15 protein-coding genes are annotated in these 14,210 nt (G+C 65.0%); all 15 read right to left on the bottom strand.

The genetic code is table 11. The features are described 5' to 3' along the window. Nucleotides 1-8: 8 nt before the first annotated feature. The 15 genes from CXK91_RS06345 to CXK91_RS06275 all read right to left on the bottom strand — a co-directional run bounded on the left by CXK91_RS06345 (nt 9) and on the right by CXK91_RS06275 (nt 14,202). A complete protein-coding gene (locus CXK91_RS06345; RefSeq protein WP_064481767.1) occupies nt 9-932 on the bottom strand; it encodes an acetaldehyde dehydrogenase (acetylating) in 924 nt (307 codons plus the stop codon). A gap of 14 nt (nt 933-946) precedes the next feature. Next, the gene (gene dmpE, locus CXK91_RS06340) at nt 947-1,732 is read right to left on the bottom strand and encodes a 2-oxopent-4-enoate hydratase (protein ID WP_045633702.1); all 786 of its coding nucleotides are present in this window, start codon (nt 1,730-1,732) and stop codon (nt 947-949) included. A gap of 11 nt (nt 1,733-1,743) precedes the next feature. Continuing rightward, complete coding sequence (locus CXK91_RS06335) at nt 1,744-2,592, bottom strand: alpha/beta fold hydrolase (protein WP_045633701.1); 849 nt, start codon at nt 2,590-2,592, stop codon at nt 1,744-1,746. A 10-nt stretch (nt 2,593-2,602) separates the two neighbouring features. Next, complete coding sequence (locus tag CXK91_RS06330; protein WP_064481766.1) at nt 2,603-4,063, bottom strand: 2-hydroxymuconic semialdehyde dehydrogenase; 1,461 nt, start codon at nt 4,061-4,063, stop codon at nt 2,603-2,605. Between the two features lie 34 nt (nt 4,064-4,097). Continuing rightward, nucleotides 4,098-5,021 carry a catechol 2,3-dioxygenase gene (locus CXK91_RS06325; RefSeq protein WP_011005909.1) on the bottom strand — a complete coding sequence of 308 codons (924 nt, stop codon included), beginning with the start codon at nt 5,019-5,021 and terminating at the stop codon, nt 4,098-4,100. Next, nucleotides 5,018-5,356: a 2Fe-2S iron-sulfur cluster binding domain-containing protein gene (locus CXK91_RS06320; RefSeq protein ID WP_045633698.1), complete on the bottom strand. Its 339-nt coding sequence runs from the start codon at nt 5,354-5,356 to the stop codon at nt 5,018-5,020. The genes CXK91_RS06325 and CXK91_RS06320 overlap by 4 nt, the downstream gene beginning before the upstream one ends. Before the next feature lie 144 nt (nt 5,357-5,500). After that, nucleotides 5,501-6,277, bottom strand: coding sequence for a 1,6-dihydroxycyclohexa-2,4-diene-1-carboxylate dehydrogenase (locus CXK91_RS06315; RefSeq protein ID WP_045633697.1), 777 nt, complete (start codon nt 6,275-6,277; stop codon nt 5,501-5,503). A 114-nt stretch (nt 6,278-6,391) separates the two neighbouring features. Next, nucleotides 6,392-7,402: a benzoate 1,2-dioxygenase electron transfer component BenC gene (benC, locus tag CXK91_RS06310; protein ID WP_064481765.1), complete on the bottom strand. Its 1,011-nt coding sequence runs from the start codon at nt 7,400-7,402 to the stop codon at nt 6,392-6,394. Nucleotides 7,403-7,411: 9 nt separating this feature from the next. Beyond that, nucleotides 7,412-7,900, bottom strand: a complete 489-nt coding sequence (benB, locus tag CXK91_RS06305; RefSeq protein ID WP_045633695.1) for a benzoate 1,2-dioxygenase small subunit — start codon at nt 7,898-7,900, stop codon at nt 7,412-7,414. Next, the gene (benA, locus tag CXK91_RS06300; RefSeq protein WP_045633694.1) at nt 7,901-9,256 is read right to left on the bottom strand and encodes a benzoate 1,2-dioxygenase large subunit; all 1,356 of its coding nucleotides are present in this window, start codon (nt 9,254-9,256) and stop codon (nt 7,901-7,903) included. It abuts the gene before it with no gap. 180 nt (nt 9,257-9,436) lie between these two features. Then, nucleotides 9,437-10,186 (bottom strand): TIGR03747 family integrating conjugative element membrane protein, encoded by a 750-nt coding sequence (locus tag CXK91_RS06295; protein ID WP_064481764.1) that lies wholly within the window; start codon nt 10,184-10,186, stop codon nt 9,437-9,439. After that, entirely contained in the window at nt 10,183-12,339 is a 2,157-nt protein-coding gene (gene traD / locus CXK91_RS06290; RefSeq protein WP_064481763.1) for a type IV conjugative transfer system coupling protein TraD, read from the bottom strand. Before traD ends, CXK91_RS06295 begins: the two co-directional genes overlap by 4 nt. An 8-nt stretch (nt 12,340-12,347) precedes the next feature. Then, complete coding sequence (locus tag CXK91_RS06285; protein WP_064481762.1) at nt 12,348-12,881, bottom strand: integrating conjugative element protein; 534 nt, start codon at nt 12,879-12,881, stop codon at nt 12,348-12,350. Then, a complete protein-coding gene (locus CXK91_RS06280) occupies nt 12,878-13,498 on the bottom strand; it encodes a transglycosylase SLT domain-containing protein (RefSeq protein ID WP_064481761.1) in 621 nt (206 codons plus the stop codon). Before CXK91_RS06280 ends, CXK91_RS06285 begins: the two co-directional genes overlap by 4 nt. After that, the gene (locus tag CXK91_RS06275; RefSeq protein WP_064481760.1) at nt 13,483-14,202 is read right to left on the bottom strand and encodes a TIGR03759 family integrating conjugative element protein; all 720 of its coding nucleotides are present in this window, start codon (nt 14,200-14,202) and stop codon (nt 13,483-13,485) included. Before CXK91_RS06275 ends, CXK91_RS06280 begins: the two co-directional genes overlap by 16 nt. Nucleotides 14,203-14,210 lie beyond the last annotated feature (8 nt).

The following is a 14,210-nucleotide window of genomic DNA, read 5'->3' as shown; positions in this document are numbered from 1 at the left end:
CGACTCCTTTAGGCCAGTGCCGCTTCACGACGTGGCAGTTGAATGGTGCCGGCGGCGATTTCCTCGGCGAACATCTCGCCGGTGCGCAGGGCGGCGGCGGTCATGATGTCGAGGTTGCCGGCGTACTTGGGCAGGTAGTCGCCCAGGCCCTCGACTTCCATGAAGATCGAGACGCGGTTGCCGTCGAATACCGGGCCGTTCTTCAGCCGGTAGCCGGGCACGTACTTCTGCACCTCGGCGATCATCGCGTGGACCGATGCGGTGATCGCATCCTGGTCCGGTTCGGTTTCGGTCAGGCAGTGGATGGTGTCGCGCATCATCAGCGGCGGCTCGGCCGGGTTGACGACGATGATCGCCTTGCCTTCCTTGGCCCCGCCGACCTGCTCGATGGCGCCGGCGGTGGTGCGGGTGAACTCGTCGATGTTCTTGCGGGTGCCCGGGCCGATGGAGCGCGAGGACACGGTGGCGACGATCTCGCCGTAGGCCACCGGCTGCACGCGCGATACCGCGGCGACCATCGGGATGGTGGCCTGGCCACCACAGGTGACCATGTTGACGTTCATTTCCAGCGTGCCGACATGCTGCTTGAGGTTCACCGGCGGCACGCAGTACGGGCCGATGGCGGCCGGGGTCAGGTCGACCATCAGCACGCCCAGCTCGTTGAGCTTGCGGCTGTTCTCGGCGTGTACATAGGCGGAGGTGGCATCGAAGGCGATGCGGATATCGTCCTCGAGCACGTGCGGCAGCAGGCCGTCGACGCCCTCGGCGGTGGTCTTCAGGCCGAACTCGCGGGCGCGCTTGAGGCCATCGGACTCGGGGTCGATGCCGACCATCCAGACCGGCTCGATCCACTCGGAACGCAGCATCTTCATCACCAGATCTGTGCCGATGTTGCCCGGGCCGATAATGGCGGCTTTCAGTTTCTTGTTCATCAGGCTGTCCTCGATCAGATGAAGCGCACGGAGGCGCTGCCGATGCCGCCGATCTCGACGCGCATGAAATCACCGGCCTTGACCGGTTCCAGCGGAACCAGCGAGCCGGACAGGATCACTTCGCCGGCCTTCAGGCCGATGCCGAAGTGGCCGAGGGTGTTGGCCAACCAGGCGACGCAATTGACCGGCGAGCCGAGCGCAGCCGCTCCAGCGCCGGTGGAGAGCAGCTGGCCGTTCTTCTCGACCAGCATGCCGCAGGTGACCAGATCGACCTGGCGCGGTGAGACGGCCTGGTCGCCGAGCACGAACAGCCCGCAGGAGGCGTTGTCCGCCACGGTGTCCTGGATCTTGATCTTCCAGTCCTGGATGCGCGAATCGACCACTTCGAAGCAGGGGATCACGCATTCGGTGGCAGCCAGCACGTCGGCGTTGGTCACGCCCGGCCCCATCAGGTCCTTCTTGAGGATGAAGGCGATCTCGCCCTCGGCGCGCGGCTGGATCAGCTTCTCGCTGATCGGCATGGCTTCGCCGCTGTTGTAGACCATGGCATCGGTGAGGTAGCCGAAGTCCGGCTGGTGCACGCCGAGCATGTTCTGCACGGCCTTGCTGGTGACGCCGATCTTCTTGCCGATCACCCGCTCGCCGGCGGCCAGGCGGCGTTCCAGCATGCGCAGGGAAATGTGGTAGGCGTCCTCGACGCTGATGTCGAAGCCGCGGCTGGTCAGCGGCGTGACGGTCTCGCGCTGGACCATCGCCTGGTAGAGCTCGTCGCCGAGTTCGTTGATCAATGTCTTGTCCATATCGGTCTCTCTCAGGAATGGAGGGCGTCGGCCTCGGCGAGGAAATTCTCGACCAAGCGGGCGAAACGCTCGGCGTGTTCGATCTGGGTCCAGTGGCCGCACTGGCCGAACACGTGTAGCTGGGCGTTGGGAATCCACTGCGCGAGGGTCAGCGAAGCCTGCAGCGGGATGATCCGATCCTCGCGGCCGTGGATGACCAGGGTTTCGTTGGGCAGGGCGCGGATATCGGTCTCGTTGCTGGCCAGATCGTCGACTCCGTTCTGCCGTGGCGGCGGGAACATCGCGGCGAACGACTCCTGAAAGCCGGGGCGGATGCTGGCCTGGTAGCGCAGCTCGGCCAGCTCGTCGTTGACCAGGGTGCGGTCGTGGGCGAACAGATCGAGCAGCCTGCGCATGTTGGCCAGCGACGGCGTGTAGCCCCAGGCTGTTTCCAGTCCTGCGGTGATGGGGAAAGACACACCGACGCTGCCCATCAGCACCAGCCGGCGCACACGCTCGGGGTGACGGATGGCCAGTGCCAGTGCCAGCCCGCCGCCGAACGAGTTGCCGACGATGTCGGCCTGCTGGATGCCGAGGGCGTCGAGCACGCCGATGGCATGCTCGACCCAGCGCGCCTGGCTGTACTTGCCATCGGCCGGACGTTCGCTGTAGCCGAAGCCGAGCATGTCCGGGGCGATCACCCGGCGCGTCTGCGCCAGCTGCGGAATGATCCCGCGCCAGTTGGCCCAGGCGGTGACGCCGGGGCCGGAGCCGTGGATCAGCAGAGCCGGGAAGCCTTCGCCCTGATCATGCAGGTTGGTGCGGTAGCCGGCGGCGAGGATTTCGCGACCGATTTCAGGGCTTTGCTGCGGTGCGTTCATGACCAGGTCCTCAAAGTTTCACACAGATGTTTTTCAGCTCGGTGTAGAACTCCAGCGAGTGCACACCCCCTTCGCGCCCGATGCCCGACTGCTTGCTGCCGCCGAAGGCGGTGCGCAGGTCGCGCAGGAACCAGCTGTTGACCCAGACGATGCCGGCCTCAATCTGCCCGGCGACGCGGTGGGCGCGCGAAGCGTTCTCGGTCCAGATCGCCGAGGCCAGGCCGTAAGGCAGGCTGTTGGCCAGTTCAATGGCTTCCTCCTCGCTGTCGAACGGGCGGATATGGCAGCAGGGGCCGAAGATTTCCTCGGTGACCACCGCCGAATCGTCGGCCAGGCCGGTCCAGATAGTCGGCTGCACCCAGGCGCCGCCGGCCAGGTGCGCCGGCATCTCCGGCACGCCGCCGCCGGTGACAACGGTGGCGCCGTCGTCGACTGCCTGCTGGTAGTAACTGAGGACTTTTTCACGGTGCTTATGGCTGATCAGCGGGCCGAAATTGGCCTCTGGATCGTTCGGTTCGCCGATCTTCAACGCTTCGGCGCCGGCCTTCAGGCGGGCGACGAACGCGTCGAAGATCGGCCGCTCGACATACACCCGCTCGGTGCCCAGGCAGACCTGGCCGCAGTTGGCGAAGGCCGAGCGCAGGGTGCCCTCGATGGCCTTGTCCATATCGCAGTCGGCGAAGACGATGCCGGCGTTCTTGCCGCCCAGCTCCAGCGACACCTGGCGCACGCCCTTGGCCGCGGCGCGCATGATGGTTTCGCCGGTGCCGGTCTCGCCGGTGAAGGTGTAGGCGTCGACGTCCGGGTGCTCGGTGAGGAAGGCCCCGGCCGAATCGCCGCCGAAACCGTGCACCACGTTGTACACGCCGGCCGGCACACCGGCGGCCTGCATCACCTCGCCGAGCAGGGTGGCGGTCAGCGGGGTTTCCTCGGATGGTTTGACCACCACGCAGTTGCCGCAGGCCAGGGCCGGGCCGACTTTCCAGGTCATCAGCAGCAGCGGCAGGTTCCACGGGCTGATCACCCCGATCACCCCCTTAGGCCGGCGCACGCCGTAGTTGAGTGCACCGGCGCCGTCCGGGGTGGCCATCTCGAAGGCTTCATTGGCAACATTCTTGAGCAGGTCGGCGAACACCTTGAAATTGGCCGCGCCGCGCGGAATGTCGATGTGGCTGGCCAGCGACTTCGGCTTGCCGGTGTCCAGGCATTCGGCCTCGAGAAACTCGCCGAAGCGCGCCGTGATGCCATCGGCCACGCGATGCAGAATCTCAGCGCGCTCGGCCACCGTCATCTTCCCCCAGGGTCCCTTCAGCGCAGCGCGTGCCGCCCTGACCGCGGCGTCGACCTCGGCGCGGCCGGCCTCGTGGACGCGGCCGATCACCTGGCCGTTGGCCGGGCTGACATTGTCGAACAGCTTGCCGCTGGCCGAACCGACGAAGGCACCGCTAATGAAATGCTTGATTTCTTTCATCTGCGCAATCTCTGCAATAAGTCGTACCGGACCATCAGGTCAGCACGGTCATGAATCGTTCGTTGAGAATGCGGTCGTGGTAAAAGATCGCCTTGCCCAGCTGGTCGGTGGTCCAGGTCACCGGTTTGTGGTCCGGGTAGTTGTAATCTCCCCCGCAGAACACTTCGTTGCGGTTACCGGACGGGTCGAAGAAGTAGATGGTCTTGCCGTGAGTGAGGCCGTGGCGGGTTGGGCCGATATCGATAGATGTGTCGGTCATGGAGATCAGGTCGGCGGCGCGAAGCAAGTCTTCCCAGGTTTCGAGGTGGAAGGACACATGATGGAGGCGGCCTTTTTCCGGATGGTGAATGAAGGCCACGTCGTGGGCCTTGGTCGACAGACTGAGAAACTGGGCGACGCGCGTGCCATTTTCGTCCAGCACCTGTTCGGCCAGATAGAAGCCGAGCACCTTGGTGAACAGGTCATAGGTCGCCGGCAATTCGTCGCCATACATGAGGGCGTGGTCGAAACGCACAGCCGCCATACCTTTCAGATCGCGCGGCCATGCCTCGGGATTGACGTCATTCAAACCCCACTTTCCAGTATATTCCTTGTCTGCATACAACTCGAAGTGATGCCCGGAGGGGGCCTGGAAGCGCACGCGCCGGCCACAACTGTTCAGTTCACCTGCGGGTAGCTGCTCAACGGCACAGCCATATGCCATCAGATCCCGCTCCAGTTGCCGGAGAGCATCCTCATCCACAACCTTGAAACCCATAAAATCCATGCCCGGCTCGTCAGCCTCGCGTAGCACCAGGGAAAACTTATCCACTTCGGTCCAAGCCTTCAGATAGACACGGCCCTGGTCGTCACGGTCCATCTCGATCAGGCCCAGCAACTCGACGTAGTGTTCCAGGGCCTTGCTCATGTCCAGTACACGCAGCTGCACATGGCCCGGTCGCATTACACCTTTGTTCATGACGTCACCTCTTCATAGTTCTTGTTGTCAGGTTTGTTTCCGCCAACGTGGCGAAAGTACTCGATGGTCAAGTCGGTTTGCGGAAACACTTGACAGGCCAGGGCCAGGCCTTCGGCGGCGGCCTTGGCCGGCACGTGACCGCGGCTCATGCGTCCGCTCCGGTAGGCTCCGCTGAGCACCCGCACTCTACAAAGGCCGCAACCGCCACCGCGACAGCCCACCGGTATGCAGCGCTTGCCCTGGGCTTCCATGGCGCGCAGCACCGACTGGCCCTCCGCGCAGCGGAATGACTGGCCGCTTAGCACTTCGAACACCTCGTAGCCGGCACTGTTCATATTCATCCCAGATACACTAAACATGACGGAAGTATCCCCCAACAGCTCTGGGTGATGCCGGCAAAACCCCGAAAATGAGCGTCAGGGACCTCATGTACGTTGCTTCTTCGCATGTCGATTTCTCTTCTTAACCAGACATAAGGGTCAACCGAGGTCTCCCCCTGCCACCGGAAGAGTTATACCGGTGATGTAGGAGGCGGCGTCAGAAGCAAGGAACAGAATTGCCTCGACCTGCTCGTCAATGCTTCCGTAGCGTTTCATAAGGCTGCTGTCGAGGGACTGGTCGACGATCTGCTGGTACCAGACCTTCTCCTGCTCACTCGGCTCGGCGCTATTGCGCGGAATCCGCCGTGGCGGCGCCTCGGTGCCACCCGGTGCGGTGGCGTTGACGCGGATGCCGCGCTCGGCGGTTTCAAAGGCCAGACAGGCGGTCAGGGCGTTAACGCCACCCTTCGCCGCGCCGTAAGGCACGCGATGGATCCCGCGCGTGGCAACGGAGGAAACATTTACGATGGCGCCACTGCCCTGCTCGATCATTGGCGCCAGCGCGGCGTGGCAGCACCATAGGGTAGGAAACAGTGAACGCCGCACTTCGGCCTCGATCTCGCGTTCCTGGTAATGCTCGAATGGCTTAGCCCAAATGGTGCCGCCAACGTTGTTGATCAGAATATCCAGACGACCGAAGCGCTCGAGCGCCGCCGCCATCACCCGTTGGCACTCGGCGAACTGCTCAAGGTCGGCGGTCAGGGTCAGCACCTCAGCAACTCCGACCAGTTCGTCGGCCAGCTCATGTATTAGCTCGGAACGGTCGACCAGCAGCAGTCGACCGCCTTCGGCCGCCATCCGTTCGGCCACGCGGCGACCGATGCCCTGGGCGGCGCCGGTGATAACGGCAACCTTGCCCTGGAAACGTTTGTTCATGAACCACCTCGGTTGTGTAGCCCGGATGCAATTTGGGAAAGTTCGTAGAGAACCTGGGCCCTACTGCCCGAATAAAACAGGCCCGCTCACCTAGTAAGCGGACCAAAGGAGCCTCTAGGCGCTGGCGGCGAACTTCTCATAATAGAAATTGGCCGGCTGGATGCCCTGTGCCCGGATGTACTGACTGACCGCCTCGACCATCGGTGGCGGACCGCAAAGGTAGACATCTACCTCACCGCCGTTGAGGTGTTTGGGCTCGATGTACTGGGTCACATAGCCCTTTTGCGGATAGGCGCTGTCCGGGCTGGCGACGCAGGCGGTGTAGCTGAAGTTGGGAATGCGCGCGGCGAATGCCTCTAGCTTGTCCATTTCGACCAGGTCGTGGTCATGGGTGACGCCGTAGATCAGATGGAGCGGGTGCTCGCTGCCCTGCTCGGCGATCTTCTCCAGCATCGCGGTGAACGGCGCTAGGCCGGTACCACCCGCCAGCAACAGCAGCGGCCGCTTGATCTCGCGCAGATAGAACGCGCCCAGCGGTCCAGCCAGACTGACGCTATCGCCGACCTTGGCGAGGCTGGTCAGGAAACTGCTCATCAGCCCGCCCGGCACGTTGCGGATCAGGAAGCCGACCTCGCCATCCTTTTGCAGCGAGCTGAAGGAATAGGCGCGGGTCTGGTCGCTGCCCGGCACTTGCAGATTGACGTACTGGCCTGGCAGGAACGCCAACTGGTTCAGCGATGCGCTTTTGATAGACAGCGCGATGGTGCTCTCGGACAGCTGACGCACGTTGCTGATCGCTGCCTGATAGCTGGCCTGCTGGGTCTTGCAGACGTCCGATGCGGCCGGAACGCGAATCACGCAGTCGCTTTCGGCGCGCATCTGGCAGGTCAGCACGTAGCCCTGCTCGGCTTCGGCTTCGCTAAGTGCATCCTCGATATACTCCTCGCCGAGGCTGTAGCGGCCGCTCTCGGCGAAGCATTTGCAGGCGCCGCATGCACCGTCTCGGCAGTCCAGGGGTAAATTGATGCCTTGGCGGTAGGCTGCATCAGCAACAGTCTCGCCAGCATTAGCATCGATGAAACGAGTGACGCCGTCTTCGAAGTTCAGTGCAACCTTGTGTGTCATGGCGGCACCTCAGACGTGGTATACATCGATAACTTGGCGGATGTAGTCGTTCTTCAGCACGACCTTCTTGGCCTTAATCAGCGGGGTCTCGCCACATGTGTCGAGGGTGCAGAAGTTGGTGCCAAAGAAGTGGTCCACCGTCTTGTACCGATAACTCATGGTGTGCCAGTTGTAGCGCAGCTTACAGAAGCCGCCGGACTGCTCGAGCAGCTCCAGATTGCTGATGTTGTGGCTGGTTCGGGTGTCCGGAATGGTGGCACTGGAGCGCTCGGTCTTGATGCGGAACACCCGATCCTCTAGGCCACCGCGATTGCCGTACCAAATCAGCGAGATCTGGCTCTGCGGGTCTTCGGTCAATTGGTCGCGGTCGTCCCAGGCCGGCATCCAGAAAGTGGCGTCCGGCGCGTACATTTCCAGCCAGCTTTCCCACTGCTTGTCGTCGAGATAGCGTGCTTCGCGGTAAAGGAAATCGCGCACGGCTTCGTAGGAGATAGTCATTTACACGCCCTCCGCATGGATCAGCCGATCCTGTTCTGCCTTGACGGCCTTGATCATCTGCTGTTGCCAGTACTTGTGCTGCATGACGAACAGGCCTTCGTCTTCCGAGCGGACACCGCTCAGCTTCGGATGCAGATCGATCTCCTTCGCGCCCTCGTCCGGCCCCTCGATCCAGTGTTTGGCGCCACGGGACATGTCGTTCATCCCCCCGCCGGCGAAGCCCTCCTGGCAGGCGCGGAATTCCTCCAGGTCGTCCGGGGTGGCCATGCCGCTAACATTGAAGAAGTCCTCGTACTGACGGACACGGCGGGCACGCGCCTCGGCGCTTTCGCCTTTGGGCGCGATGCAGTAGATGGTGATTTCGGTTCTATCCACCGACAGCGGACGGGTGATACGCAACTGCGAGCCGAACTGGTCCATCAGGTAGAGGTTCGGGTAGAGGCAGAGGTTGCGGGAGACGCCGATCATCCAGTCGGCACGGGCTTCACCAAACTCGCTGGCTAAGCGATCTCGCTCGGCGAACAGCGGGCGGTTTTTCGGGTCACCCCAGCGTGCCCAGACCATCTGGTGGCCGTTTTCAAAGGAGTAGAAACCGCCGCCATCCCCGCCCCAGCTACTGGCGCTCATGGCGCGAATATCATCGCCCGCTTCTCTTAGCTTGCGCTGCTGCTGGGTGGCGGCGTAGTTCCAGTGAACAGTACTGACGTGGTAGCCGTCGGCACCGTTCTCGACCTGCACTTTCCAGTTGCCTTCGTAAACATAGGTACTGGAACCGCGCAGCACTTCCAGACCTTCGGGCGACTGGTCGACGACCATGTCGATGACCTTCCTCGACTCGCCGAGGAACTCTTCCAACGGGGCGACGTCCTCGCGCAGGCTGCCGAATAGAAATCCGCGGTAGGAAGCAAAGCGCGCAACTTTCTTCAGGTCGTGCGAGCCGTCACAGTCGAAGCTGTCCGGATAGCCGGCGCCCTTGGGGTCTTTGACCTTGAGCAGCTTGCCCGAATTGCTGAAGGTCCAGCCGTGGAACGAGCAGGTGTGGGTGGCCTTGTTTCCACTCCTAAAGCGACAGAGCGTGGCGCCGCGGTGACTGCAGGCATTGATGAAGGCATTGAGCTCACCATCTTTGTTGCGTGTGATGAATATCGGCTGCCGGCCCATCTGCGTGGTGTAATAGTCGTTCTTCTCGGGAATCTGGCTCTCGTGGGCGAGATAAATCCAGTTACCCTCAAAGATGTGTTTCATCTCTAAATCGAACAGCCGAGGGTCGGTGAACATCTCGCGCTTGCAGCGGTAGATGCCCTCATCCTCATCTTCTTCAACGAGACTATTTATATAGTCGAGCCCCAGGTGCATTGTCATGGTCATGCCTCCATTATTATTGTTTCTGTTGCATAAAGCCTAAGGGGTAGGCCTTTCTAGAGATATCCATTTTTTGCACTCCTGTATCCGCCTCTTGCAAGACTGGACTTATCCCTATCAAACCGGACACTGCAGCCCGTTAAGGAACTGCTGACCAAAATTAACGTGTCGCACCTACAGATACTTCTTGAACGTCGCCGCCGCAATGCACACCGCCACGCCGAGCAGTGCCGCGCTGGGCAGCAGGATCAGCAGCGGGTTTACGCTGACCGGCAGTGCCAGGTAAGTCACCCACGGCAGCACGGCCAGCGGGGTCAGGCTGGCCCGGGCGCGGTGATAGATGAACCCCGACTCGCGTCCCGCGCCGAAGCGGCGCACATCCCGGCGCACCAGGCCGTCCACCAGCCCGACGAAGGCGGCCATCAGGAACAGTGGCAGGGTCAGGCACAGCACCAGCAGCCGCACGAGGAAGACCAGCGTCGTGTAGGCCGCCGCGATCAGGTAGCTCTCCACGTTCACGTAGACCAAGCCGATGTAGTAGCGGAGATCCTTGCTCGGGCGATGGCTGCCGGCGCGGGCCTGCGCCGAGGCGTCGCGTATCCAGTCCAGCAGGCCGCTCTTCACGAACAGCCAGTCGTAGCCCTGCTCCACCAGCCGGTGCGCGGTGCGCCCCGGCTCCTGCACCAGCGCGCTGCGCGTGAAATGCGTGGAGAGCTGATCGAGCTCGTAGTGCAGCATACCCTGCGCGTGGCGCCAGCCCTGCTCGGGCCAGAAGAAGTGCATGCCGACGCATTCGATCAGGATGCACAGCAGCAGCGCGCCGCACAGCACGCCGAAGAAGCGGAACGGCAGCGTGACCAGGCCGGCGATCAGGCCTTGCTGTCTTTGCTGCTGGCGCTGGGCCGCGACGGCCGGATCGCTCATGCTCCTTCCTCTTCAGCGGCGGCCATCTGCCTGAAGTCGTCCAGCAGGTCGTCGGGCAGCGCCTCGTCCTGCAGGCCGGGGATGCCCTGGTTCTCCCACCAATCTCCCGCCTCGACGTAGTGCTGACGCATGTAGCCGGCCAGCTCCTGCAGGTCCTTCGGCATGGCTTCGTCGGGGTCGGGAGCGGGCAGCGGCATGCGGACTTTCCAGAGGTTGCCGCCCTCGCTCAGCGCGAAGCACTGCCCCTTGGGCAGCGCCACCACATGCGCCGGCTCGATCAGCGGCACGCTGTTGCTGCTGATGCGGTCCTGGGTGTTGGACGTGAACGCGGTATTGCCGCGCGGGTCGGAGCTGTCGGTGGCGCCGCTCATCAGTGCCGTGGCGTACACCTCGACCTTGGGCAGTTGTCGCGTCAGCAGCTCGGCGGTGGCGGTCTCGCGCACGCGCAGCATGAACAGATTGTTGAAGTTGCCGACCACCTGGCCGGCCTTGGCACGGTTGCCGATGCGCGCCTCGATGTCGCTCAGGGTCTGCGTGTAGGCCGTCACCTGCACGCCGGCACCGCCGCCCTTGTTGACCATCGGGATGAACTCGTCGCCCATGAGTTCATTGAATTCGTCGGCGTGGACGTTGATCGGAATCCTGGCGCCCGCGGCGGCGCCGGGCAGCCCGTCGTCGATGCCGAACTTGTAGATATGGCCGGCGACCGAGACCAGGTCGCTGAACATCGAGTTGCCCACCGCCGCCGCGACTTCGGCGTCGGACAGCGCGTCCAGCCCCACGTAGACCACCGCGCGTTTGCGGATGACCTGCATCCAGTCGAAGATCGGCCGCGGGTCGGACAGGTCGGAATAGTTCGGCGCCAGCAGTTGCGCGATCTTGCCGGTGGTGAGCTTCTCCAGCAGCGGCAGCAGCGAGGCGACGATCTTGTCGAAGTACGTCCGGTCGTAGCGCACGGCGCTGCGCAGGCCGTCGAGCACGGGGTCATAGACGCGCACCTGGGACAGGTACTGTTCGAGGGCCACCACGCGCTTCTCGCGCCCGATCATGTTGCGCGGGATGTTCTTGTCGTTCAGCTTCGCTTCGAGCTGGACGATGACCTCCCAGGCCTTCGGCTCGTTCCTGGCGAAGTAGTGCTGGGCGTACTCGATGAACAGCGCGTCGATGTTGATGACGTGGCGCTGGATCAGCAGATAGTCCGGCCGCTGCCCCAGCTCGACCAGGGCGCGCGCGATGATGTTGACGAAGCGCCAGGCGAATTCGCGGAACGCGGCGCTGTTGCCTTCGCCCGAGAGCTGTCCGGCGATGCGCGTGGCCACCTCGGAGATCCGCCCGAACCGGCCCACGGCGTTGTAGCGCGCCGAGATGTCCGGCCAGCCCAGATGAAAGACGTAGAACTCGCCTTCGCGCCCGGCGCGCTTGGCCTCGACGTACATGCGCTTCAACAGGTCCGCATCGCCCTTGGGGTCGAAGACGATCACCACCTCGTGCTCGCCGCGGACCTTGCGGCGGATGTCCTGGGTGATGAACAACTCGGCCAGCCGCGTCTTGCCCACGCGCGTGGTGCCCAGCACCAGGCTGTGGCCGACGCGCTCGCCCAGCGGCAGGGTGACGTCGACCTCGTGCGGCTCGATGCCATGCAGGCGCGGCAGTCCGCCGACCGGCGGCAGCGGCCGTGCCGGATTGAAAGGACTGTCCCAAGCCAGGACCCGCGCAAGCTTCGAGAGTGGAAACGGCGCGAACTCAAGCCGCTCCTCCAGCCGCCGGGCGGCCCGGTAGATCGCCATCGGCTCGACGTAGCGGCGGAACTCCGGCCGGTAGGTCTGCATCAGCCGGTGCGTGTGCCGCTGCTCCCAGCGAAAGCCCCGGCCGACGAACAGCCGTTGCTGACTCACCGGCACGTCGCGGCTGGTCATCACGTAGCGCGGCAGGCGGCGGATGTTGCGGCGATGGCGCAGGATCGCCCAGGCATCGCGCAGGCGAATCGCGCCGAAGGTCAGGAAGGCCAGCGCCGAGCCCAGGCCGAGCAGCGGGTTCAGCGCGAGCGACCACGGTGCCACCAAGCACAGAATCGCGGCGCCGGCGCAAACCGCCACGGTGTAAAGCTCCACCGCTGGCCGCAGCAGCACCTCGACCGCATGCGGTTGGGCCATTTGCGCACCTACTGCTCGATGCCGGTGGACGTGATGAGCACCGGGTAGTGGCGCAGGCCCAGGCGCTGGGCCAGGTCGTCGCCGGAGGCCGGCGAGAGGGTCAGGCCGGGAGCAAGCCTGCGCAGCGCCGTCAGCGCGGCCATCGACTCCACGTTGACCACCAGGCCCACGGCCTGCAGCTCGCGCAGCGCCGCCTGCCGCTGCCGCAGCCAGGCACGCGACCGCTCGTCGTCGCCGATCAGGAACAGCGGCGTCAGGCCCGGCGCCCGGATGACGCGGCGCTGCACGTCGCCCGGCGACAGTTGCGTCGAGCGCACCGGCAGCATCGCGGCCTCGGCGTCGGCCGCGTTGCCCACGCGCGGGGCTGGCATCGGGGCCGGCGGCGTGGCCTGGTCCGGCTGAGGATTCAACGACTGGTAGTACGGCAGCGCGGACGCGCCGCCACGGTCTTCGACCACGATCAGCGGCGCGGCGGCGGTCTGGGCGAGGACGCTGGTCGTGGACAGCAGCCCGATGGCGGCGATGAGGGCGATGGGGTTCATGGCGTGGCGGCCCGGAAGGTTGTAACGGGAACGCCGGGGCCGAGCACGCGGGTCAGGTGCCGATGCACGCTGCGCCGGTAGCGCGCCGCGGGTGCCCCGCCGGCGGGCCGGTGGTAGCGGCCGATGGCGAGCAGCCAGTCCTCGCCCGGCGTGTGCCGTTCGCGCAGGATTTCCGCGGCGATGGCGAGGTTGCGGTACGGGTCCAGCAGCTCGCAGGGCTGCGTGTAGCGATGCGCGTGGTAGCCGAGATTGACCTGGCCGAGGCCGGCGTCGATGCGATTGGCCGGCGTGCGGGCGAGCGCTCGGCGCAGCCCCGCGCAGGCCGCGGCGCGGGTGGCGTAGCGCTGCGGCGTGCCGGCGACGTTGAGCGTCCAGGGCCAGGGGATCAGGCGCCCGCGCAGCGTGGCGCCGCTCTCCTGCAAGGCCACCGCGTACAGCACCGCCGCCGGCACGTCTGCGCGATGCGCCGCCAGTCGATAGGCCGGCGGCGGCACTTCCCGCGCCAGGGCGACCAACGGCCAGCCGCCGGTGGCGAGCAGCAGCACGGCGCTGGCGCAGCGGATGGCGACGCGGGACGGCCGACGCCCCCCGCCCGGAGTACCTATTGCCGCTGCCATTGGCCGTTCACCTCGCGCACCACGGCCGGCAGATCGCCGGGCAGGCCGAGCGACAGCCAGCGCCCCGCGTCGTGGTTGAGCGTGATGGTGCGGGCGCGCACCCTGGCCGGCTCGATGCCCGCCCGGCTGGCCCACTGGCGGATGCGCGCGTCGTCCTGGCGGCTGCCGACCATGTAGATGTCGAAGGCCGTGCCGGCCGCCTGCAACTGCTGCACGCGCTGCGCGCACGGTGCGCAGTCGGCCTTGACGAAGACCGCCAGGCGCCCGGAGCCGCTGTTGCCGGCACCCTGCGCCTCGGCGCCGGGCAGGCTCACGCGCGGCTGGCCGGGAAACAGGCGCTGCCACGCCGCGTCGTAGGCCCGCTGGTAGGCCAGCGTCTTGCCGACGCGCCGGGCCTCGGCCTGCACCTGCAGCTCGGCGTAGCGGCGTCGTTCCGCGTCCGTGCGCGCTTCGATGCCCAGGGCCGTGAGCGGATCGAGGTTGGGCGAATACACACCCAGCGGCCCCTGCATCAATTGGCGGTAACGCGCCCATTCCTCGGGCTGCAATCCCCAATCGCGCGCCAGGCGCTCGTCGAGCGCGGCATCCGCACCCGGCTGCACCTGGGCGGGCACCATGCGGGAGTTCGTCACCGGGGCCGGCTGGGCGGATGCGCCGAAAGCGGCGAACAGGACGACGGCGGCGAGCAACGGCCGCAAGATCATGGCGACCT

Origin of the sequence: Stutzerimonas stutzeri, from assembly GCF_002909485.1 — a bacterium.
GTDB classification, from domain to species: Bacteria; Pseudomonadota; Gammaproteobacteria; order Pseudomonadales; family Pseudomonadaceae; genus Stutzerimonas; species Stutzerimonas stutzeri_AH.
The sequence above is the reverse complement of the archived record's forward strand: the minus strand, read 5'-3'. Positions and strand labels throughout refer to the sequence as shown.

What these genes read in the sequence shown, in the direction of transcription:
- CXK91_RS06345 (WP_064481767.1), bottom strand. Translation starts at nt 932, where the DNA reads ATGAACAAGAAACTGAAAGCCGCCATTATCGGCCCGGGCAACATCGGC.
- dmpE (WP_045633702.1), bottom strand. Translation starts at nt 1,732, where the DNA reads ATGGACAAGACATTGATCAACGAACTCGGCGACGAGCTCTACCAGGCG.
- CXK91_RS06335 (WP_045633701.1), bottom strand. Translation starts at nt 2,592, where the DNA reads ATGAACGCACCGCAGCAAAGCCCTGAAATCGGTCGCGAAATCCTCGCC.
- CXK91_RS06330 (WP_064481766.1), bottom strand. Translation starts at nt 4,063, where the DNA reads ATGAAAGAAATCAAGCATTTCATTAGCGGTGCCTTCGTCGGTTCGGCC.
- CXK91_RS06325 (WP_011005909.1), bottom strand. Translation starts at nt 5,021, where the DNA reads ATGAACAAAGGTGTAATGCGACCGGGCCATGTGCAGCTGCGTGTACTG.
- CXK91_RS06320 (WP_045633698.1), bottom strand. Translation starts at nt 5,356, where the DNA reads ATGAACAGTGCCGGCTACGAGGTGTTCGAAGTGCTAAGCGGCCAGTCA.
- CXK91_RS06315 (WP_045633697.1), bottom strand. Translation starts at nt 6,277, where the DNA reads ATGAACAAACGTTTCCAGGGCAAGGTTGCCGTTATCACCGGCGCCGCC.
- benC (WP_064481765.1), bottom strand. Translation starts at nt 7,402, where the DNA reads ATGACACACAAGGTTGCACTGAACTTCGAAGACGGCGTCACTCGTTTC.
- benB (WP_045633695.1), bottom strand. Translation starts at nt 7,900, where the DNA reads ATGACTATCTCCTACGAAGCCGTGCGCGATTTCCTTTACCGCGAAGCA.
- benA (WP_045633694.1), bottom strand. Translation starts at nt 9,256, where the DNA reads ATGCACCTGGGGCTCGACTATATAAATAGTCTCGTTGAAGAAGATGAG.
- CXK91_RS06295 (WP_064481764.1), bottom strand. Translation starts at nt 10,186, where the DNA reads ATGAGCGATCCGGCCGTCGCGGCCCAGCGCCAGCAGCAAAGACAGCAA.
- traD (WP_064481763.1), bottom strand. Translation starts at nt 12,339, where the DNA reads ATGGCCCAACCGCATGCGGTCGAGGTGCTGCTGCGGCCAGCGGTGGAG.
- CXK91_RS06285 (WP_064481762.1), bottom strand. Translation starts at nt 12,881, where the DNA reads ATGAACCCCATCGCCCTCATCGCCGCCATCGGGCTGCTGTCCACGACC.
- CXK91_RS06280 (WP_064481761.1), bottom strand. Translation starts at nt 13,498, where the DNA reads ATGGCAGCGGCAATAGGTACTCCGGGCGGGGGGCGTCGGCCGTCCCGC.
- CXK91_RS06275 (WP_064481760.1), bottom strand. Translation starts at nt 14,202, where the DNA reads ATGATCTTGCGGCCGTTGCTCGCCGCCGTCGTCCTGTTCGCCGCTTTC.